At 60.0% G+C, this 21,018-nt stretch carries 20 protein-coding genes; 11 read left to right on the top strand and 9 right to left on the bottom strand.

Annotated elements, in window-relative coordinates; all coding sequences use genetic code 11:
* The first annotated feature begins 97 nt into the window (after nucleotides 1-97).
* Together RHM68_RS06820 and RHM68_RS06815 are read left to right on the top strand one after the other, a co-directional pair.
* Nucleotides 98-781 carry a response regulator transcription factor gene (locus tag RHM68_RS06820; protein WP_322221207.1) on the top strand — a complete coding sequence of 228 codons (684 nt, stop codon included), beginning with the start codon at nucleotides 98-100 and terminating at the stop codon, nucleotides 779-781.
* The gene (locus RHM68_RS06815; protein WP_322221205.1) at nucleotides 759-2,153 is read left to right on the top strand and encodes a HAMP domain-containing sensor histidine kinase; all 1,395 of its coding nucleotides are present in this window, start codon (nucleotides 759-761) and stop codon (nucleotides 2,151-2,153) included. The genes RHM68_RS06820 and RHM68_RS06815 overlap by 23 nt, the downstream gene beginning before the upstream one ends.
* Nucleotides 2,154-2,201: 48 nt before the next feature.
* Here RHM68_RS06815 and RHM68_RS06810 read toward each other — a convergent pair whose 3' ends face one another.
* Nucleotides 2,202-2,612: a hypothetical protein gene (locus RHM68_RS06810; protein WP_322221203.1), complete on the bottom strand. Its 411-nt coding sequence runs from the start codon at nucleotides 2,610-2,612 to the stop codon at nucleotides 2,202-2,204.
* 117 nt (nucleotides 2,613-2,729) lie between these two features.
* Nucleotides 2,730-3,134: a hypothetical protein gene (locus RHM68_RS06805; RefSeq protein WP_322221201.1), complete on the bottom strand. Its 405-nt coding sequence runs from the start codon at nucleotides 3,132-3,134 to the stop codon at nucleotides 2,730-2,732.
* A gap of 224 nt (nucleotides 3,135-3,358) precedes the next feature.
* Between RHM68_RS06805 and RHM68_RS06800 the strand changes: the two genes are divergently transcribed.
* The 5 genes from RHM68_RS06800 (at nucleotide 3,359) to RHM68_RS06780 (ending at nucleotide 10,205) form a co-directional block, all read left to right on the top strand.
* The gene (locus RHM68_RS06800) at nucleotides 3,359-6,592 is read left to right on the top strand and encodes an efflux RND transporter permease subunit (protein ID WP_322221199.1); all 3,234 of its coding nucleotides are present in this window, start codon (nucleotides 3,359-3,361) and stop codon (nucleotides 6,590-6,592) included.
* Nucleotides 6,582-7,748, top strand: a complete 1,167-nt coding sequence (locus RHM68_RS06795; protein WP_322221196.1) for an efflux RND transporter periplasmic adaptor subunit — start codon at nucleotides 6,582-6,584, stop codon at nucleotides 7,746-7,748. The genes RHM68_RS06800 and RHM68_RS06795 overlap by 11 nt, the downstream gene beginning before the upstream one ends.
* The gene (locus RHM68_RS06790) at nucleotides 7,732-9,144 is read left to right on the top strand and encodes an efflux transporter outer membrane subunit (RefSeq protein ID WP_322221194.1); all 1,413 of its coding nucleotides are present in this window, start codon (nucleotides 7,732-7,734) and stop codon (nucleotides 9,142-9,144) included. Before RHM68_RS06795 ends, RHM68_RS06790 begins: the two co-directional genes overlap by 17 nt.
* Nucleotides 9,145-9,272: 128 nt before the next feature.
* Complete coding sequence (locus RHM68_RS06785) at nucleotides 9,273-9,743, top strand: RNA methyltransferase (RefSeq protein ID WP_322221192.1); 471 nt, start codon at nucleotides 9,273-9,275, stop codon at nucleotides 9,741-9,743.
* Nucleotides 9,744-9,833: 90 nt separating this feature from the next.
* Nucleotides 9,834-10,205 (top strand): DUF2892 domain-containing protein, encoded by a 372-nt coding sequence (locus RHM68_RS06780; RefSeq protein WP_322221190.1) that lies wholly within the window; start codon nucleotides 9,834-9,836, stop codon nucleotides 10,203-10,205.
* Nucleotides 10,206-10,261: 56 nt separating this feature from the next.
* Here the strand turns inward: RHM68_RS06780 and RHM68_RS06775 are convergent, their stop codons facing one another.
* Nucleotides 10,262-10,855 carry a nitroreductase family protein gene (locus tag RHM68_RS06775; protein WP_322221188.1) on the bottom strand — a complete coding sequence of 198 codons (594 nt, stop codon included), beginning with the start codon at nucleotides 10,853-10,855 and terminating at the stop codon, nucleotides 10,262-10,264.
* Nucleotides 10,856-11,020: 165 nt separating this feature from the next.
* On the opposite strand from RHM68_RS06775, the gene RHM68_RS06770 reads away from it, so the two are divergent.
* Nucleotides 11,021-11,470, top strand: a complete 450-nt coding sequence (locus tag RHM68_RS06770; RefSeq protein WP_322221186.1) for a YcgN family cysteine cluster protein — start codon at nucleotides 11,021-11,023, stop codon at nucleotides 11,468-11,470.
* Between the two features lie 36 nt (nucleotides 11,471-11,506).
* Nucleotides 11,507-12,736, top strand: a complete 1,230-nt coding sequence (locus RHM68_RS06765; protein ID WP_322221185.1) for a hypothetical protein — start codon at nucleotides 11,507-11,509, stop codon at nucleotides 12,734-12,736.
* Nucleotides 12,737-12,773: 37 nt separating this feature from the next.
* On the opposite strand, the gene RHM68_RS06760 is transcribed toward RHM68_RS06765, so the two are convergent.
* The 4 genes from RHM68_RS06760 to RHM68_RS06745 all read right to left on the bottom strand — a co-directional run bounded on the left by RHM68_RS06760 (nucleotide 12,774) and on the right by RHM68_RS06745 (nucleotide 16,029).
* Nucleotides 12,774-13,706, bottom strand: a complete 933-nt coding sequence (locus tag RHM68_RS06760; protein WP_322221183.1) for a D-2-hydroxyacid dehydrogenase — start codon at nucleotides 13,704-13,706, stop codon at nucleotides 12,774-12,776.
* A 125-nt stretch (nucleotides 13,707-13,831) separates the two neighbouring features.
* Nucleotides 13,832-14,125, bottom strand: a complete 294-nt coding sequence (locus tag RHM68_RS06755) for a YcgL domain-containing protein (RefSeq protein ID WP_007898694.1) — start codon at nucleotides 14,123-14,125, stop codon at nucleotides 13,832-13,834.
* The gene (gene rnd, locus RHM68_RS06750; protein WP_322221176.1) at nucleotides 14,122-15,255 is read right to left on the bottom strand and encodes a ribonuclease D; all 1,134 of its coding nucleotides are present in this window, start codon (nucleotides 15,253-15,255) and stop codon (nucleotides 14,122-14,124) included. Before rnd ends, RHM68_RS06755 begins: the two co-directional genes overlap by 4 nt.
* Nucleotides 15,256-15,378: 123 nt before the next feature.
* Entirely contained in the window at nucleotides 15,379-16,029 is a 651-nt protein-coding gene (locus RHM68_RS06745; RefSeq protein ID WP_322221174.1) for a class I SAM-dependent methyltransferase, read from the bottom strand.
* Between the two features lie 392 nt (nucleotides 16,030-16,421).
* On the opposite strand from RHM68_RS06745, the gene RHM68_RS06740 reads away from it, so the two are divergent.
* Both RHM68_RS06740 and RHM68_RS06735 read left to right on the top strand, forming a co-directional pair.
* The gene (locus RHM68_RS06740) at nucleotides 16,422-17,606 is read left to right on the top strand and encodes a cyanate transporter (protein ID WP_322221172.1); all 1,185 of its coding nucleotides are present in this window, start codon (nucleotides 16,422-16,424) and stop codon (nucleotides 17,604-17,606) included.
* 154 nt (nucleotides 17,607-17,760) lie between these two features.
* The gene (locus RHM68_RS06735; protein WP_322221170.1) at nucleotides 17,761-18,696 is read left to right on the top strand and encodes a LysR family transcriptional regulator; all 936 of its coding nucleotides are present in this window, start codon (nucleotides 17,761-17,763) and stop codon (nucleotides 18,694-18,696) included.
* A 112-nt stretch (nucleotides 18,697-18,808) separates the two neighbouring features.
* Here the strand turns inward: RHM68_RS06735 and RHM68_RS06730 are convergent, their stop codons facing one another.
* Both RHM68_RS06730 and RHM68_RS06725 read right to left on the bottom strand, forming a co-directional pair.
* Nucleotides 18,809-19,999 (bottom strand): low temperature requirement protein A, encoded by a 1,191-nt coding sequence (locus tag RHM68_RS06730; protein WP_322221167.1) that lies wholly within the window; start codon nucleotides 19,997-19,999, stop codon nucleotides 18,809-18,811.
* Nucleotides 20,000-20,021: 22 nt separating this feature from the next.
* Entirely contained in the window at nucleotides 20,022-20,960 is a 939-nt protein-coding gene (locus RHM68_RS06725) for a LysR substrate-binding domain-containing protein (RefSeq protein ID WP_322221165.1), read from the bottom strand.
* Nucleotides 20,961-21,018 lie beyond the last annotated feature (58 nt).

Below are 21,018 nucleotides of genomic sequence, written 5' to 3'. Positions count from 1 at the left end.
CCCGTTCATCTGTATCGCACATGAAACTTTCATCAGAAAGTCGAGCAACGTTTATTGGCAAAATCAGACATCCGGAACTCATCATCAGGTAACCGACATGTCTCGTATTTTGACCATAGAAGACGATGCGATCACGGCCAGGGAAATCGTCACTGAGTTGCAAAGTCACGGCTTTGAAGTCGATTGGGTGGACAACGGCCGCGAAGGGCTGGTGCGTGCGGTCAGTGGCGACTACGACCTGATCACACTCGACCGCATGCTGCCCGAACTGGATGGCCTGGCCATTGTCACCACCCTGCGGGCGATTGGCGTGGCGACACCGATCTTGATGATCAGCGCCCTGTCCGACGTCGATGAACGCGTGCGCGGCCTTCGGGCTGGCGGCGATGACTACTTGTCCAAGCCGTTTGCCACCGATGAGATGGCTGCCCGCGTCGAAGTGCTGCTGCGCCGTAAAAGCCCGGTCGGCGCCCTTGAAACCACCCTGCGTGTCGCCGACCTGGAACTCAACCTGATCAGTCACGAAGCCAACCGGGCGGATCAACCGCTGAGCCTGCTGCCCACCGAGTACAAATTACTGGCCTTCATGATGCGTAATCCTGGGCAGATTCTTTCGCGGATGATGATTTTCGAAGAAGTCTGGGGCTATCACTTCGACCCGGGCACCAACCTGATCGACGTGCATATCGGCCGTCTGCGCAAAAAAATCGATCCGCCCGGCCTGACGCCATTGATCCGCACGATGCGAGGCTCGGGCTATGTCATTGCTGAACCCCTCTAGAGGCTGGAGTTCATCGACCAGTCGACTGCTGGCGCTGTACAGCGGCTTGTTTGTGCTCTGGAGCGGCGTGCTCATGGGCGGGCTGTATTACGAAGTGTCCAGTTACATGAACAACCTGGCCCGGCATTCGCTGATGCAGCGCCAGCACCTGTTCGCACGGCTGCAAGACGACCAGTTGATCGAAGCCCTTACCAGTAACACTACATTCGATATACCGAGTGTGGACGCCTTCGGCCTGTTCGACCGCCAGAAAAAACCTTTGAACGGCCCAATCCACAGCATTCCCGAAAATTTGCCGCTGGACGGCCAGATTCATGAGCTGAGCAACTGTGTGGGTTCCGACGATCCCTCCTTGCCCCAATCCAGTTGCGATGCCGTGGCCACGCCGATTAAAAACGGTCGCTGGCTGGTGTTGGTGCGGGACAACGGTTCATTGTTTGCGGTGACCCAAATCATCTTGCATGCGCTGCTCTGGGGGATTTCCTTGACCGTCATTCCCGGTATCGCCGGCTGGCAGCTGTTGCGCCGCCGCCCGTTGCGGCGAATCAGGGCAATTCAGGCCAGCGCCGAATCCATCGTCGCGGGCAACCTGACCCAGCGCCTGCCGTTGTCGGATCGACGCGATGAGCTGGACATGCTCGCCGCCATCGTCAACGCCATGCTCGAACGTATCGAGCGGTTGATGCACGAGGTCAAAGGCGTGTGCGACAGCATCGCCCATGACTTGCGCACGCCCCTGACCCGCTTGCGTACGCAACTCTATCGCCTGCAACAGCAGGCCGGTGAGGGTTCGTCCCAAGCCGTACAGATGAACAAAGTCATCGGCGAGGCGGACGCCCTGATGGCACGTTTTCGCAGCCTGTTACGCATCTCCGAGCTGGAAGATCATCAACGTCGCGGCGACTTCGTCCAGCTTGACCCGATACCGTTGCTGCTGGAAGTGCATGACTTTTACCTGCCGCTCGCCGATGAAGCCCGCCTCACGTTGCGCTTGCAGTGTCCCGACTCGCTGCCATCGCTTTACGGAGACCGGGCGTTGTTATTCGAGGCATTGGCCAACCTGCTGAGCAACTCAATCAAGTTCACACCGTGTGGCGGCGAAGTCATCCTCAAGGCTAGCAACAACGGCGGCAGCACACGGATCGAAATCCTGGATTCAGGCCCCGGCATTCCTGAAACCGAACGCGAAGCAATCTTCCAACGCTTCTATCGCTGCGACGACGCCAGGCAACAGAGTGGCTTCGGGCTCGGGCTGTCGATTGTGGCCGCGATCATCACCTTGCACGGGTTCAAGCTCGACGTCGGCAACAGTGTGCAGGGCGGAACCCGGATGACCCTCAATTGCCGACCGCCGTCGATCACCCTCCAATAACACACCCCGGCGGGAACTGGCTGGCTGCCGCCGGGTGCGTGTTTTTCTTCAACCCGGCATGCACTGGAAGTCAGCCGCCTGCGCGACTTGCTGGCCGTGTGAATCCTCCAACCGCGCACTGACTTCCTGCCCCAGGCTCGACTCCACCAGTTGGTAATGCTCACCCGCCTTGAACTGCTTGTAGCTGACTTTGCCTTGGCAATCCTGCTGATTCGAATCGCCATTCGGCATTTCGAACAGCGTCACGGCCAGGTCGTGGGCGCCGGGGGTGACCTCAAAAAAGCGTCCGTCATCGATACTTTTGCCATCCACCCGCTCGGCCAACATGTCATTGGGCGCCTCTTCTTGCAGTCCGATCCAGGCCATGCCCGGATCGGGCTGGGGCATCGGTCCGGCACACGCGGCCAACAGGCAGACCACACTCAGGCCCGGAATCAACAGCAGATGTTTAAGTGTCATTGCATGACCTTCCTTTCGATGAAAAACCATAACCTTGAAATCCTGATGCCCGTCAGTCAGAACGCATCACCCGTGGGATGGCATTTGGCTGACCGGCAACTTGCGCAAACATTCAGCCTACGAACACTTGAAGCTGTTGCTCTGCGCCACCTGATTGCCGTGGGAATCCACCAGGCTGACGCCCGCTTTCAAGCCCTCGCTCGACGCATTGACTTGATAGCGCTCACCCGCCTGAAAGTGGCTGTAATCGAGACGCCCCATGCAATTGAGATCGATGGAGTTGCCATCCGCCCCACTGACCAGGGTCATGTCCAGTCGATGAGCCCCCGGCTTGACCTCGAAATAACGCCCGTCAGTAACGCGTTGACCATCGATGCGTTCGGCCAGCAAATCGGCGCTCGCCGGTTGTTGCAGGCCGATCCAGGCTTCACTCGGGTCAGCCTTGGGCATCGGTCCCGCACACGCCGACAACAGACACACCAGGCTCAGGCCCGGGACCAGTAACAGGGGTTTAAGCGTCATTGAAAAACACCTCGCAAGTAGACGCCGATGCCGCCTTCAGGAGTGAGGACGGGCCGTCGGCTTGAGGTGCAGAGTGTCGAGCTAGAGCGGGCCAGACAAATGAATCCGCGTGAAAGGAAATTCAGATAGTCATTAAAAAACTCTTCATTCCAGTGAAGGCAAATCGTTAAGTAGCACTCGCAACACTGCCGAGAATTGCAATTAAAGACCTCGGAGGTTACGGCATGCTCGGGCTGGTAAAGACTGCACTGCTCAAGCCCTACACGTTTATCGTGCTGGCAATATTCATCTGCATCATCGGGCCGATGGCGGCCCTGCGAACGCCCACTGACGTGTTTCCCGACATTGGCATTCCCGTGATTGCGGTGGTCTGGCAGTACAACGGCCTGGCGGCGCAAGACATGGCCGGACGGGTGATTTACACCTATGAGCGCTCGCTGAGTACCACGGTCAACGACATCGAACACATTGAGTCGCAATCGCTGGCGGGCATGGGCATCGTCAAGATTTTCTTCCAGCCCGGCGTCGATATCCGCACCGCCAACGCCCAAGTCACGGCGGTGTCGCAGACCGTGCTCAAACAAATGCCACCGGGTATTACGCCACCGCTAATCCTCAATTACAGCGCTTCAACGGTGCCGATTTTGCAGATGGCGTTCTCCAGCCCCACGCTCTCGGAAGCCAAGATTCGCGACCTGGTACAGAACAACATCCGTCTGCCATTGACCTCGGTGCCGGGCCTGGCGATTCCCACGCCAATGGGTGGCAAGCAACGCCAGATCACCCTCGACCTTGACCCGCAAGCGCTGGCCGCCAAAGGGCTCTCGGCCCAGGACGTGAGCAATGCCCTGGCGGCGCAAAACCAGATCATTCCGGTGGGCACCGCCAAACTCGGGACCAACGAATACACAGTGCTGCTCAACAACAGTCCCAAAGCCATTGATGAGCTCAACGACCTGCCAATCAAAACCGTCGACGGCGCGCTGATCACCATCGGCCAGGTGGCCCACGTGCGCGACGGCTCGCCGCCGCAGACCAACATCGTGCGAGTCGACGGGCGCCGTGCCGTGCTGATGCCGGCCCTGAAGAACGGCAACATCTCGACGCTGTCGATCATCGATGGCATTCGCCAGATGCTGCCGCGCATCAACGAAACCCTGCCGCCGTCGCTGAAGACCTCACTGCTGGGCGACGCTTCGGTCTTCGTTAAACAGTCGGTCGGCAGCGTGGCCAAGGAAGGCATCATCGCCGCGTTGCTGACCAGCGCGATGATCCTGCTGTTTCTCGGCAGTTGGCGTTCGACACTCATTATTGCGGCGTCGATTCCGCTGGCGGTGTTGTCGGCCATTGCTCTGTTAGCCGCCAGCGGCCAGACCCTGAACGTCATGACCCTCGGTGGGCTGGCGTTGGCGGTGGGGATTCTGGTGGACGATGCCACGGTGACCATCGAGAACATCAACTGGCACCTGGAACAAGGCAAAGCGGTGAAGACCGCGATCCTCGACGGCGCGAAGCAGATCGTCGGCCCGGCCTTCGTGTCGTTGCTGTGCATCTGCATCGTGTTTGTGCCGATGTTCCTGTTGCAAGGCATCGCCGGCTACCTGTTCCGGCCGATGGCCCTAGCGGTGATCTTCGCAATGGCCAGTTCGTTCATCCTGTCGCGCACCCTGGTGCCGACGCTGGCGATGTACCTGCTCAAGCCCCATGTACCCGAGCAAGGTCCGGGACACCACCCCGAAGATGAATTCATCAACCATCACGAAGGCGAACAACACCGCCAACCCCGGCACGCACTGCTGCAAGGGGTGCTGAATTTCCAGCAGGGTTTCGAGCATCGGTTTTCCAACCTGCGTGACACCTACTTCGCCCTGCTGGAACTGGCGCTGGCGTACCGCAAGCGCTTCCTGCTGGGGTTTATGGCGTGCGTGCTGGCTTCGTTCGCGTTGCTGCCGAGCCTCGGCCAGGACTTTTTTCCGGCCACCGACGCCGGCGCGCTATCACTGCATGTGCGGTTGCCGCTGGGCACACGGATCGAAGAAAGCGCTGCGGCGTTCGACCGGATCGAAGCACGGATTCGCGAGATTATTCCGGCCGAGCAACTGGACACTATCGTCGACAACATCGGCATCCCGCTAAGCGGCATCGACATGGCTTATAGCAACAGCGGCACCATCGGCCCGCAGGACGGTGACATTCAGGTCAGCCTCAAGGCCGATCACTCCCCCACCGCCGACTACGTGAAACGTCTGCGCGAAGCCTTGCCCGAGAGTTTTCCCGGCAGCCACTTTGCGTTTCTGCCCGCCGACATCAGCAGCCAGATCCTCAATTTCGGCGCACCGGCGCCGCTGGACGTCAAAGTTTCCGGCCCCAACGGCGCCGAAAACCGCGCCTATGCGGTGGAACTCGAGCGGCGCCTGCAACATGTTGCCGGGATTGCCGACTTGCGGATCCAGCAGTCCACCGGCTACCCGTCGCTACAGGTCAAGGTGGATCGGCTGCGGGCCAATGGTCTCGGTATCACCGAACGTGACGTGACCAACAGCATGGTCGCGTCGCTGGCCGGCAGCTCTCAGGTGGCGCCGACCTTCTGGCTCAACCCGGCCAATGGCGTGTCTTACGGGGTGGTCGCGGCCACGCCGCAGTACCGCTTGGACAGCCTGCCATCACTGGAAGCCCTGCCGGTCACTGGCAGTGATGGGCAATCGCAGATCCTCGGTGGCCTGGCGAGTATTTCCAGGGTTCAAAGCGATGCAGTCGTCAGCCACTACAACATCATGCCGACCCTCGACTTGTACGCCAACGTGCAAGGTCGCGACCTCGGCGGCGTGGCCAAAGACATCCAGAAAGTGCTGGATGACACGGCCTCGCTACGCCCCAAAGGTTCGGTGATCAGCCTGCACGGGCAGATCGATGCGCTGCACGAAGCCTTCAGCGGCCTGAGCTTCGGCTTGCTCGGTGCGGTGGTGCTGATCTACTTGCTGATCGTGGTCAACTTCCAGTCGTGGGTCGATCCGTTCGTGATCATCAGCGCCCTGCCCGCCGCGCTTGCCGGGATTGTGTGGATGCTCTTCCTCAGTGGCACTTCGCTGTCGGTGCCGGCCCTGACCGGGGCCATCCTCTGCATGGGGGTGGCGACGGCCAACTCGATTCTGGTGGTGAGTTTCTGTCGCGAACGCCTGGCAGAACATGGCGACGCCCTCAAGGCGGCATTGGAAGGCGGCTATACACGCTTTCGCCCAGTGTGCATGACCGCCCTGGCAATGATCATTGGCATGTTGCCGCTGGCACTGTCCGAAGAACAGAACGCACCCTTGGGCCGAGCGGTAATCGGCGGCCTGATTCTCGCCACCACCGCCACGCTGCTGTTCGTCCCTGTGGTTTTCAGCCTCGTCCACGGGCGTCAATCTCGCGCTATTGCTGAAGCAAATCTTGCTGGAGAAAGCTCTCATGTCGTCTGATCAAAAACCTTCGCGCAAACGCCTGATGCTGGTGGGGGTCGGCGGCCTGACCCTGGCCGCATTGCTGGTGGCCAACGGGCTAGCCGCCCGCACGCGCCACGAAAAAGCCGTGGCGAGCTGGACCGAAAGCGCCGCCATGCCGTTGGTCAGCGTGTTCCAGCCACAACAGAATGTACACGGCGATAGCCTGCGCCTTCCGGCGCACCTTGAAGCCTGGAGCAAAGCACCGATCCATGCGCGAGTCAGCGGCTACCTCAAAGACTGGAAAACCGACATCGGTACTCACGTCAAGGCCGGGCAGATTTTAGGGGAAATCGACAGCCCGGACCTCGACCAACAGGTAGCACAGACCCACGCGCGGCTGATCCAGGAACAGGCTAACGCGCGCCTTGCCGAAACCACCGCCACCCGCTGGCAAAACCTGCTGGCGACGCACTCGGTGTCGCGCCAGGAGGCCGATGAAAAAAGCTCCAACGCTGCTGCCGCCAAGGCCAACGCCCAGGCGGCGGCCGCCGATTACGCGCGGCTGTCAGCGCTGGAGGACTACAAAACCCTACGTGCGCCCTTCGCCGGGACCATCACCGCGCGCAACACCGACATCGGTCAGTTGATCAAGGCTGACAGCGACAGCGATCCAGAGCTGTTCGAGATCGCCGATACCCATCAACTGCGCCTGTATGTGCCGGTGCCGCAGAACTACGCCAGCGTCATCCGCCCCGGTATGCAAGCGGAACTGATCGTACCGGAACACCCAGGTCAGCACTTCAGCGCCCGCTTGATCGGTGACTCCACCGCCGTCGACCGCCGCTCCGGCACCTTGCTCGCGCAGTTTGTCGCCGAGAACCCGGACGGCGCCTTGTTACCCGGCGATTATGCCGAGGCCACGTTACAGATTCCGGCCGACACGCACGGTGTGAGCATTCCCGCCAGCTCGTTGATCTTTCGCGCCCAAGGCACGCAAGTGGCGGTGCTCGACCCGGACAATCATGTTCACTTGCGCGACATTCATATCGGTCTGGACCTGGGTGAACGACTGGTCATCGATCAAGGCCTGAAACCGGCCGACCGAGTCGTCGACAACCCGCCGGATGCACTGCGTGAAGGCGATACCGTGCAACTGGCCGACGCCGGAGGTGCCCATGCGCCCAAGGCTTGAACTGCTGGTCCTGGCGCTGGCACTGCAAGGTTGTTCAATGGCGCCAGCGTACAAAGCGCCGACCCTCGACTTGCCCAACCACTACCGCGAACAGACCAGCGACGGGCCCTGGCACTTGGCCGAGCCGGCCTCGACCCTTTGGTCGAACTGGTGGCATTTGTATAAAGATCCACGCCTGGACGACCTGCAACAGCAATTGCTCAAGGCCAACCCCGACCTGGCAGCCGCCCTCGCCCATTTTGATGCGGCGCAGGCCTACGCCGGTCAATTACATGCCGGGCTGTTCCCGCAAATCACCGCCAGCGCCCAGCCGCTGCGCCAACGTCAGTCGGACAACAAACCGTTGCGCGGCAGCAACCAGCCTTCGGTGTACAACAGCAACACCATGGGCTTGGTGCTGAATTTCGATCTCGACTTGTGGGGACGGATTCGCAATCAGGTGGCCGCCGGCGACGCACAGGTCCAGGCCTCAGCGGACGACTTGGCGGCCGCGCGGCTGAGCCTGCAACAGCAACTGGCAACCCTGTATATCCAGCTCAATGGTCTGGATGCACAAAGCACCATACTCGCCCGCTCGCTGGATGATTACCGCCAAGCGCTGCAACTGACGCGCGACCGCTATGAAGGCGCAATCGCGTCGGAACTTGACCTTACTCGCGCGCAAAGCCAACTGGCCGAAGCGCAGGTACAACTGGACGATGTGCGAGCACAGCGTGACCTCGCCGAGCATGCAATGGGGGAACTTGTCGGGCAACCCGCGAGTGTTTTCCAACTGAGTGCGAGTCACCAGACGCTGGATTTGCCAGCGGTCCCCGGCGCACTGCCCAGCACCCTGTTGCAGCGCCGGCCAGACATTTCAGCCGCCGAACGCCGGGTTTTCGCTGCCAACGCCAACATCGGCGTTGCCCGAGCCGCGTGGTACCCGGACTTCAGCCTGACCGGCCTGCTGGGCGGTCAAACCGCGGGCAGCGGCAATCTGTTGGCGGCCGGCAATCGCTATTGGGCGCTGGGGCCTTTGGTTAATCTGCCGATCTTGGACGGTGGCCGCCTGGACGCCAACGAACGCCAGGCCAAGGCCGAGTTCGAAGAGGCGTCGGCCCATTACCGCAGCCAGGTACTGCGCGCGGTGCGTGAAGTCGAGGATAACCTCGCGCAACTGCGTGACCTGCACTGTGAGGCCGAGGATGAACAGGCCGCTGTCACCGCCGCACAACACACCCAGGCCCTGGCCATGAACAGCTATGAAGCCGGTGCGGTGAATTATCTGGACGTGGTGACGGCACAAACCTCGGCGCTGCAAGCGCAGCGGCAGTTGCAGACCCTGCAAACGCGGCAGTTGCAGGCGAGTGTCGGGCTACTCGTGGCACTGGGTGGCGGCTGGAGCGGCGGCAGCTGAAATCAGCCAATACTTGTGGGGGCACACGTGCTCGCGATGGCGATTGCCCTGCCCCCCAGATCCCGAAAGTGAATACCCGACACCAATCACCGTATAATCGCCCTCTTTTTCCCGAAGGCACCCCGCTCGTGGCAGACAAACGGTACAGCTGCATTGGTTTGTATAACCCCAAATCACCGGAGAACGTCGGTTCGGTGATGCGCGCCGCGGGCTGCTATGGCGTGGCGTCGGTGTTCTACACCGGCAAACGCTATGACCGCGCCGCCGATTTCGTCACCGACACCAAGCGTGTCCACTACGACATCCCGCTGATCGGCATCGATGACTTGAAAAAAATCCTGCCGCTGGGCTGTGTGCCAGTCGCCGTGGAACTGGTCGAAGGCGCCCGTTCTCTGCCGGAATACACTCACCCTGACCGCGCGCTGTATATCTTCGGGCCGGAAGACGGTTCGCTGGATAAAGACATTCGCGACTGGTGCGAAGACGTGGTCTACATCCCGACCACCGGTTGCATGAACCTGGCGGCAACCGTCAACGTTGTGCTCTACGACCGAATGGCCAAGGGCCTTAACACTCGCTCAGGCCCGAAATTCCGCTGAATCGCGCAATCCAATGGAACAAGCGGCCCGCCCTGGCAGTCAGCTTAACTATCGATTCTTGAAGCAGCCATTCTTGCCAGGAGACAGATCATGAACGAACTCAAACGCGTAGAACGTATTCAATCGACCCCGGTCCAGGCTTACCCTGACCAGAACGTCGAGGGCTGGGAGCGCATCGGTTCGCTGGCCGGTGGCGTGTTAATGATGGGCAAGGGTCTGCGTCGCGGCGGCCTGTTCGGTTTGATTCAAGTCGCGATTGGCGGCGTGGTATTGGCCCGAGGCATCACCGGGCACAGCTCGGCCAAGAGTCTGTTGGAAAAAAGCCGTCAGGACATGAACACCGTGCGCTCGAAAATTCAGCGTGCGGGAGACGAGTTGAGCCGCTTGAAGGCCAATGCGCAGGCCGCGACACACACGGCCACCGTGACCGGCAATGATTCGTTGAACTCGCCCAAGGCCTAAAGCTAATCCAGCAGTTGACTGATCGCTACCACACAGGGCAGCGATCAGTTCAGCGCTTAGAGGGTGAAGTCACCTTCAGCCGCCAACTCGCTCAACGGGCGACGCGGGCTAGGCTCTTCACGGGCTTGCAGGTACTCGGCCAGTGTTGCCTTGTCGCCCAGTTTGCCAACCGCTACCGCAGCATGCAGCGCGTAGCCCTCGGGAATATTGAGTTCCTTGCGAGTCAGCTCCTGGTCGAAGCCCGCCATGCCATGGGTGTACCAGCCGCTGATGCTGGCTTGCAACGCCAGATGCCCCCACGCGGAACCGGTGTCGAAGGTGTGGCACGAAGCTGGACTTTCTTCAGTGGCACCCGGTGCGATGAAGGTGGTTTTCGAGATCACGATGATCAGCGCGCAAGCGTGTTGCGCCCAACCACGATTGAATTCGTTCAGCAAACCCAGGAACCGCTCCCAGTTCGGCGTATCACGACGTGCGTAGAGAAACCGCCACGGCTGCGAGTTGTAGGCCGACGGGGCCCAGCGCGCGGCTTCGAAGAAGCTTAGCAAGGTGTCTTCCGGGATGGCCTCACCGGTAAAGGCGCGGGGCGACCAGCGCTCGGTGAATTGCGGGTGAATGGCGTAATCGGCAACACGTGAATTAACGCTCATCAAGGGATTCCTTGCTACGGCTGGAACTGAGGGGCAAGGCAAAACCCTACGTGGCGGCGCAATAACTGACAAGTGCGTTCTACCGACAGTCGCCAGCACTTGGCCCCAGCGGCCCGGCACACTAGACTGGCGGCCTTTTCACCTGCTGATGTAGATGCTTGAGCCATGGCCGCCAAAGTCGAACCGTTCTGGATACGCAAAACCCTCGATCAACTGGATCAAGAGGAATGGGAATCGCTGTGCGACGGATGTGGCCTGTGCTGCTTGCAGAAGCTCGAAGATGAAGACGACAACAGCGTCTACTACACGCGCATTGCCTGCAAACTGCTGGACCTGAAAACGTGCCAGTGCAGTGATTATCCTAACCGTCGCGACTTCGTGCCCGATTGCATCCAGCTCACGCCGGGCAAGGCCGATGAGTTCAAGTGGCTACCGCCGACCTGCGGTTATCGGCTGGTCAGCGAGGGCAAGGACTTGCCGCTTTGGCATTATCTGGTGTGCGGCGACCGCGATGCGGTACACCAGGAACGCATTTCCCAATCTGGGCGCATGTTGGCCGAAGGTAGCGTGGCGGAAGAGGACTGGGAAGACCATCTGATTTTCCGGGCGGGTTAAGCCCCTGCCGTTTTAACGTTTCACGAAGGAGTGTGTATGGCTGTGGGAATCCGGCTGGCGTTGGCCGTTGGGCTGCTGGCCCTGAGTTCGTCCGTGTGGGCGGCGAAGAAGGTCGATCTGGATTACCACGTGCGGTTGTTGCCGCAAAGTGATCAGGCCGAGGTGCGCCTGACCCTCGCCCAAGGGACGGCGGTGCGTAGCCTGGACTTCGACTTGGGCGACGGCAGTCAATACAGTGACTTCAAGGCGGACGGTCAATGGCAGCTCACAGCGGGCAAGCCAGCACGTGGCGTATGGCGCCCAGCCTCCGACAAAGCCAGCCTGACCTACCGCGTGCGCGTCAGCCATGAGCGCAAGAACGGCAGCTTCGACACTCGGATGACCCCGACCTGGGCGCTGATGCGTGGAGAGGATCTGGTGCCGGCCGCCAAACTCGATCAGCAGGACGGCATCGAGCTGGTCTCGCGCCTTGAGTTTGAATTGCCCAGCGGTTGGAAAAGCGTCGAAACCGCTTGGCCCCGCGTTGGCAAAAACAAATTTCGCATTGATAACGTCTCTCGACTGTTCGACCGGCCCACCGGCTGGGTACTCGCCGGGCAGTTGGGTAGTCGGCGCACACGACTGGGAGAAACCGAAGTCACCGTTGCCTCCCCCCGTGGCCAGGGCATGCACCGCATGGACGTGCTGACGCTGCTGACTTTTGTCTGGCCGCAGGTGCAGGCGCTTTATCCGCGTCACCCGACCAAGCTGCTGATTGTCGGCGCCAGTGACCCCATGTGGCGCGGCAGTATGGCGGGGCATGAATCGATCTATATCAACAGCAAACTGCCCATGGTCAGCGAAAGCGGCAACAGTGCATTGATGCGTGAACTGGCCAAGATGTTCGGGCGAATCAACGACAGGCAGCGTAGCAACTGGATCAGCGAAGGGTTTGCCGAATATTACGCCCTTGAACTGGTGCGCCGTGCCGGCGGCATAAGTGATGAGCGGTATGAGGCATTGCAGGGCAAATTGACCAAAGACAGCCAGAAGGTGAGCACATTACGCGGGGTGCAGATCAGCCCGGCTCAGGTCTCGAAAGCCGTGGTGGTGCTGGGAGAACTTGACCGTGAGATACGCCTGAAAACCCGCAACAAGCGCTCGCTTGACGACGTCTTGCAAGGGGCGATGCATATGGGGCGTATTGACACCAAGGAGTTCATTCAGCTGGCTGAAAGCGTGATTGGGGAACCGTCCAAAGTCCTCGATAGCTCGCTCTTGAATTGAGCGTTCCCACGGTGTGGGAACGCTCATTGAGGCGGTTTCAATACCCGCGACTGAAGTCCACTTCGCCGCGCAACACTTCGCCAGCCTGATACGCCCGCAGGTTTTCGACAAACAGGTTCACCATCATTGATGGCGAAGTCGGTGCCGAACTGTGGCCGGTCAGCAACAAGCCCCAGGCGGTCCAGAACGGGTGCCGTTGCGGTAAAGGCTCCTGGCGGCAGACGTCGATCACCGCACCCGCCAGATGGCCCTCTTTCAAGGCCTCCACCAGGTCAGCATCGACCACGGCCACACCGCGCCCAACGTTGATGAACACACCCGTGGACTTGAACTGCTTAAACAGCGCCGCGTCGTACAGGTCGTGCGTATTCGGTGTGTTGGGCAGCAGATTGATCACGTAATCCACTTCACCGACCAAACGCGGCAAGTCTTCCAACGCACCGACTTCGACAAACGGTGCCTGCTCACGGGTGCTGCTGGCGATGCCATACAACTCGACGCCAAACGGCAGCAGAAACTGCGCCACGGTACGACCGATGTCGCCGGTGCCAACGATCAACGCCTTACGTCCCGCCAGGCTCTGGCCCAGGCGATTGTCCCATTTGCGCTCGACCTGACTGACCAGACGCGCCAGCACTTCGCGCTCGTGGCCAAGCATATACGTCAGTACGTATTCCGCCATGACCTGGCCAAAAATGCCCACCGCCCTGGTCAGGCGATAGTGACGCGGCAAGCCATCGGCCAGCAGCGGCGTGATGCCAGCCCAGGTCGATTGCAGCCATTGCGGTTGGTGACCTTGACGCAACAGCGTCGCCAGCAGGTCCGGCTGGCCGAGCCAGATCGGACAATCGGCGGCTTGGCGAGCCAGTTCGGCAGAGTCGCCGCTGCTCAGCACTTCCAGATCAGGTGCCGCCTGACGCAGCAGTTGGGCGTACACAGGGTGATCGTGTTCAGCAATCAGAACGCGCATGGTTCAAACCTTTCAAAAACAGTGCAGACGGCCAACGGCGGAGTATCGCTCCATCGTCGCGGCCATCGCCAATAGTCAGTTCACGTGTTTCATAAGGCTCAGGAAAGAGCCTCGGCAACTCAAGATCACATCGGATCGTTGCGTCTCAATAACTCTTCCGGCAAGTGTTCGATGTACTCGTCTTCGGCCGGCGGCATTTGTAGGTGGTAGCCCTGCTTCTCTAGGTTTTCCAGGACGACGGTGATGTCCTCGCGCGACAGCTTGCGCTCGGGAGTCAGCACCAGATCGAACGCATGGTGAGGTTTGCCGAACGCGGCCATCAGCGATTCCGGGACGCGCTCCAGTGCATCACTTTTGAGCACGTAGAGGTACATCTCGTTTTTCTTCAGGCTGCGGTAAATGGAGCAAATACGTTTCAAGGCTGTTCTCCGGCAGTGGCCAGGCTTTCAAGCAGCGCCTGGCCCATCAATTCGCGGCGCCAGCCACGCAGCGAATCAGGCAATTGGTAAGGTCCCTTGGGGAAGCCGCTCTTGAGCAGCGCTTCCAGGGTTTTCTTGCGCAGCATCAATTCCGGCGCGATGTTCAGGCGCTCGGCCTCAGCCTGACCGATAGCTCGCAGTTGCTTGATCAGCACCGCGGCGTCCACCGGCAAGGGCTCTGGCACAGCGGGCGGCCATTGGTCTGGCGACACACTGCCAGAGCGCTTGATCAGATCAAGCAGAAATTCACCGTCCTGACGCACGGTACGTGGGTGCATGTCTTCGATTTTCGCCAATGCGCCAAGGTTGTCCGGCTGGGTGCGAGCCAGTGGCCACAGGGCATGTTCGCGAACGATGCGATTGCGCGGCAAGTCGCGGGCGCGGGCTTCATGTTCGCGCCAGGCACAGAGTTCACGCAACACAGCAAGTTGGGCGCGAGACAGCTTCCAAGCCAGTTTGGCCTCGCGATAGACCTCGTAGGGATCGACCTCACGACGCAGGTTGGCCACCAGCTCGGCGCCATCGTCCAGCACCCAGTTGTACTTGTCGTCAGACAGCTTCGGACGCAGGCGTATGAAAACTTCCGCCAGGTGCAAGGCATCTTCAGCGGCATAGCTGATTTGGGTGTCGGAAAGCGGTCGTTGCAACCAGTCGGAACGGGTCTCACCTTTAGGCAGGTCAATGCCAAGCACGGCCTGTACCAGCCGCGAGTAGCCCATGGAAAAACCCAGGTTCAGGTAAGCGGCGGCCAGCTGCGTATCGAACAGCGGCGCCGGCAGGCTGCCAGTCAGGCGCAGCAGGACTTCGAGGTCTTCGCTGCAGGCATGCACGACTTTGACCACCGCCGGGTTTTCCAGCAGTGCCGCCAAAGGCTGCCAGTTGTCGATGGTCAGTGGGTCTATCAGGTAAGCGCGCACGCCATCGCCGATCTGCAACAGGCCGGCAATCGGATAAAAAGTGTCGACCCGCATGAATTCGGTGTCGAGGGCAACGAATGGCAGCTGCTGCCACTCGGCGCAAAACTGACCGAGGCTATCGTTGTCGCGAATCCAGTGAATATCGATGGCCACACGGCTCTCCCTTGAAGAATGGCGCGCAGTATATATCGCGCCCGGCGATTTCCGCGCATTCGCTGAACCGCTGCGCTAGCGAAACTAACGACCGGATAGCGGTAATTGTCTGACACAGGAAGGTTAGCTGGCCTTACGCAGCACGTAGATACGCAGCCCCGCGCAACCAGGCAGGAAGTCCTGATGACCGAGCAGAGTAAAACCGGCGTTGCGAAACCCGGCTTCCAATTCGGCTTTGCCCGCGAGCGGTGGGGCTTGAACGTCGTTTCGATGCTTAAAGTGGCCCTTGATCCGAGCCGCGACAATAACCGTATCGCGGCTGACCCGATGGAACTCACGCAGCATTGCCAAACGGTGTTCGGCGCTGTCGATACGTTGAAACAGTTGCATGCAAAAAATGCAGTCAACTGCGTTGGCCGGCAAACTAATGGTGAAGGCTGAACTTTGAAAAGTTCTTATCCGTTCAAGCAGTTTTTGGGGATGGTGAGTACGGGCGTGATCCAGCATCTCCTGCGAAGGGTCGGACGCCAGAATCACCCGGTTGCCATGCTCAGCCAGCACCGGCCAGAAACGTCCGGCGCCGCAGGCCAGATCGAGGATCAGTCCTGGCTCGCCGGCCACCTTGAGCGCCTTGCGCACCAACTGCTCCTCACGCCAGAACGCCAGTCGGCAAGCCAGACTTTGAGACCGCGGTTGTTGGCAAACGCGCGCGTGCTCCTGGTCGTAGCGCCTGGCGAACTCAAGCTCGATAGCGGATAAGGGCAGGCCGGGCATGTGCGATGGCTCTTGTGGGGTTTCCATGAACGTCAGGTTAGCGACCCAAGCGTAAAAAATATGTCGAAACATTTATTTTTGGCGCGCACACCGTCGACGCATCGTTCCCGACGAACACACGCCAGAATGGCCGCCGCTACCCGGCAAGGGTCTGCGTGGACACCGTATGCCGCCCGCCAGTAGTGGTTCATGACGCAGGACTTGGCGCTGGGCAAAGGGGGGATGTGAGACAAGACTCAACCCCCTCAAGCGAGGCACAAGCAGGCCCGTTCAATAGGCGTGTCCAGGGAGGGACACCCTTATTTAATTTATAAATACCGCACCAGAGTTTCTGATTTGCCGCTTTCCTGCCCTTCCCGCCTAATCGAGCACCTGCTCTTGAAGGCTCGACAATGGAAAACGTTCGCGCAACCTCACGTCCCGCTGTCTGGCTGATGCTCAGCATCATGCTGGTAGCGCTGAATCTGCGTCCGTCCATGGCGGCTGTCGGGCCGTTGCTGTCGGCAATTCGCGGCGATATCCCACTGAGTTTCAGCCTCGCTTCGCTGCTGACCATGCTGCCGGTCATGGCGATGGGGCTGGCGATGTTTCTCGGCATCAGCATCAGCCAGCGCCTAGGCGAACAGCGCACGGTCATGCTGTCATTGCTGATCATCGGCTTGGCGACCCTGTCGCGATTGTTCCTCGACTCGGCAGCGCAACTGATCGTCAGCGCCATAGCCGCTGGCATCGGTATCGCCCTGATTCAGGCGCTGATGCCGGCACTGATCAAAGCCTGCTTCAGCGATAACGTCGCGCTGTGCATGGGTCTCTATGTCACCTCCATCATGGGCGGCGCAGCAATCGCGGCGGCGTTTGCACCGTTGGTGATGGCGCACACCGGCAGCTGGCGCGTGGGCTTGGCGGTCTGGTCGGTGCTGGCACTGACGGCGCTGCTGTTTTGGAGCCTACAGCGTCCGAGCCAAGCAACACCGCAACAGTCGGCACCGCACAACACGTCTTTCTTCAGCAATCCCCGCGCCTGGTTACTGGCGATTTTCTTCGGCCTGGGCACCGCCTCCTACACCTGCGTACTGGCCTGGCTGGCGCCGTATTACGTCGAAAAAGGCTGGAGCCAACAAAACGCCGGTCTGCTGTTGGGTTTCTTGACGGCCATGGAAGTGCTCTCCGGACTGCTGACACCGGCCATCGCCAATCGCAGTCGTGACCGCCGTTTAGTGCTGGGAGCGCTGCTGATACTGATCATGGCCGGTTTCTGCGGGCTCATCCTCAGCCCACAACACCTGGGCCTGCTCTGGCCGTGCCTATTGGGTCTGGGCATTGGTGGCCTGTTCCCGATGAGCCTCATCGTGTCCCTGGATCATCTGGACAACCCTCAACGCGCCGGCGGCCTGACCGCTTTCGTGCAAGGCATCGGCTACCTGATCGCCGGGCTGTCGCCACTGATCGCTGGGCTGATTCGTGATCAATTGGGCAGTTTCGAATGGGCCTGGTGGTGCCTGACCGGCGTCACCGTGCTGATGCTACTCATGGTTATGCGCTTCGATCCACGGCACTACGCGCAGTACATTCGCTGAGAAGATTATTCGCAGGTCGTGTTCATAACATTTTCTGTCCCACTACTGAACATGAAAGGTCCCACAAGGCATTCTCCTAGCACCATCGTTCCGTTAGGATCGTTCGCACACGTTTGCGCACAGTCAGCGCAAGGAGCAGAGCGAGGCAGAATGGATGCTGAACAGTAACTTGCTTAGAAAGCTCGACATGCAAGATCTCATGGTATTTGTGGCGGTGTACGAGCAAAGCAGCGTCACCGGTGTGTCGGAGGCACTCTTCGTCAGTCAGTCCACCGTGAGTTATTGCCTGAAAAAACTGCGCACCAGCTTCGAAGATGAGTTGTTCATCAACACGCGCACCGGCATGCGCCCCACTTACAAAGCCTGCAGCATGTACAACCACGTGCTGAAAATCCTGGAGAGCATCAATCTCTGTCATGCCGGCGCCCAGGCGTTCGACCCGACCTCGCAGCCCGTCACCTTCAACATCTGCGCACCGGAATACTTCGAGCAGTTGATCCTGCCGCGCCTGTTGAAGCGCTTCGATTTCGCCGATCTGCCGGTGATGGTCAATATGCACAAATTTGAAACGGACATCCCCGCCGAAGAGCTGCGTGACGGCAGCCTCGACCTGGTGATCAGTTTTGGCCCGAACTTTCATAGAAACCATACCGACCTTAAATCCCAGAGGCTGCTGGAGGACGATCTGGTCTGTGTCTTTGACAAACGCGCCACCCCACTGGAGCCGCGTTTAAGCCTGAAAGCTTTCACCGAACGTCGGCATGTATTCCCCACCCCCTGGACCTCCACCACCAACATGGTCGACGGCTGGCTGGCCCGGCAAGCACAGAAGCGCCAAATCGCAGCGCGGTCCAACAGCTACGGCGCAGCGCTGAAAACAATCACTGGCACCGACTTCATTCTCACCCTGCCAAGGCGTATCCAACGTTTACTGGCCAACGAGGCCGTGTTCAATCACTGCGAAGCGCCCAACGGTTTGCCCGGCTTCAGCCTTGACATGCAATGGAGCCAACGCGTTGACCAGGACAGCGCCAACACCTGGCTGCGCGAGCAAGTGATCAAAGTCTGTGCCGAACAAGCGGTGGCCTGAGACTCAGCGAGCGATAGCCGTCTTAATAGGACTTGCGATCGATGTCGAGAATTTCCGCGCAGCGCTCAGCGCCGCAAGGCACAAAGGGCGTAGGCATAAAACTGCGCCACCCTCAGTGTTCAGAGACGGGCAACGAGGCTCGCAGGACCAGGGTTTCCCACGCGGCCACCACCATCACCACTGCCGTGGTCAGCGTCCCCAGCACCCAGGCTGAAAACAGCTGATTCAACCCGAGCGGCAATAGCACGATTAACAGCCCGAGACCCACCAGATGCGATAACGGCGGCCACAAACGATCCGCCATGACCCACTTGAACAGCGCGTTGCCCAGTAAAAACAACCAAGGCCCGACGACGATCGCGATGATCCCGGCGTCGCTGGCGTGATCGGGATGCACCAACACCAGCTCATCGGCCACCGCGCTGACGATCACCCCGGCGACAATCAACACATGCAGGTAAGTGTAGGCAATCCGGGCCTGGCGGCCGGGGTCAGAAGAATGGGCGATACGATGGTGCGCACGCTCGGCGCCGCTGTCGAAATACACCCACCACATGGCGATGCTGCCCAGCACCGCGACCAGAAATGCCAGTACGCCTTGCAGATTCAACTCCAGTTCGGCAAAGGTCGCGCCAGTCACCAGCAACGACTCACCCAAGGCGATGATCACAAATAGCCCACAGCGTTCAGCCATGTGATTGCCTTCGACGTTCCAGTCCGTCAGCGTCGAACGGCCCAAGCCCGGCACGTAAAAATAGACGGACGGCGAGATCAACTCGATCAGCAGTGCCAGCGCCCAACAGGCCAGACGCTGATCACCTTGCACAAAGGCGCCCGCGATCCAGAACACGCCAGACAGCACGAGCCAAGCCAGAATGCGCTGAAAGTTGCGGGTCATGCTCAAGGGTTCGCCACGCACCGCCCAGATCGCAAACAGCGTGCGCCCGACCTGCATGAACACAAACGCGCCGGCGAACATCAAGCCATGATCGCTAAAGGCCTTGGGAATCGATGACGACAGCAACAAACCCGCAATCATCAAACCGAACAGGCCGAGGCGGATCGGCAGTTTTTCCGGATCGAGCCAATTGGTGATCCACGACGTGAAGATCCACACCCACCACACCGCCACCATCATCAGTGCCACCTGCACCGCGCCGCCAATCGACAAATGGGCCAGCAGCGTATGGGAAAGCTGAGTGATGGCGAACACGAACACCAGGTCGAAAAACAACTCGACCATGCCGACCTTGCCACTGTCATGGCCGCCACGCCCACGCAACAACGAACGGGAAATGCTCATGCCGGGGCTCCGGGGTCAGAGGTCAGAGGTAATCGTCACGGTGCGCGTCGGCCAGGCCCTGCTCACTCATGAACGCCTCCAGCCGCGCGCGCAGCCAGCGTTCGGCCGGATCACTGTCGACATGACTGAGCCAGACCATCGACAAGTCCAACGTCGGCGTCTTGAAAGGAAACGGCTCATTGAACAGTTGCCCGGACGCGGCCATAGCCGTGGCCGTGTAGTCCGGCAGGCTGGCAATCAAGTCAGTCCCGGCCAGCAGCGCCAGCAACGCACTGTATTGCGGCACCGACAACACGACATGCCGCGTGCGGCCGATTTCCGCCAGCCACTCATCAGCAAAACCCGTCACGTTGGCGGTGTGGGAAACCAGCACATGGGGCCGTGCGCAATATTCATCGAGGGTCAGCGGTGTGTCGGACGCATCCGCACGCAATACGCTGGGCTGGATATGCCGCAGCAATTTGCGCTTGGCGTTAGCCGGTAGGCCACGGGTCTGGCTGATACCGACGGTGATTTCGCCGGAGGCCAGCAAATCGGGGATCCGCCAATAGTCCACATGCTGAACCACGAACACCACCGTTGGGGCTTCTTGACGCAAGGCCCGCAGCATCGGCGGCAACAGACCAAATTCGACATCGTCCGACAGGCCGATGCGAAAGGTCATGGTGCTACTGGCCGGGTCAAAATGGTGGGTCAGGCTCAAGGCTACCGACAATGAATCAAGCGCCGGCGATAAATGCTGGATGATTTCTTCGGCGCGCGCCGTGGGCTCCATACGATGACCGACACGAATGAACAGCGGATCGTTAAACATCGTGCGTAAGCGATTGAGCGCAGCGCTGATGGTCGGCTGGCCAAGAAACAACTTCTCCGCCACCCGCGTGACATTGCGTTCAAGCATCAGGGTTTCGAACACCACCATCAGGTTGATGTCGGCCTTGCGTAGTTCGTTGCGATTCATCCATTGCACCCCGCAGCCCAAGACTCTGGCCAGTGTAGAAAGGCGCAGCAGATGCGTC

Origin of the sequence: Pseudomonas sp. DC1.2 (assembly GCF_034351645.1) — a bacterium.
Classification (GTDB): Bacteria; Pseudomonadota; Gammaproteobacteria; order Pseudomonadales; family Pseudomonadaceae; genus Aquipseudomonas.
Note: the sequence above shows the minus strand (reverse complement) of the source record. Positions and strands in the feature narration are given on the sequence as shown.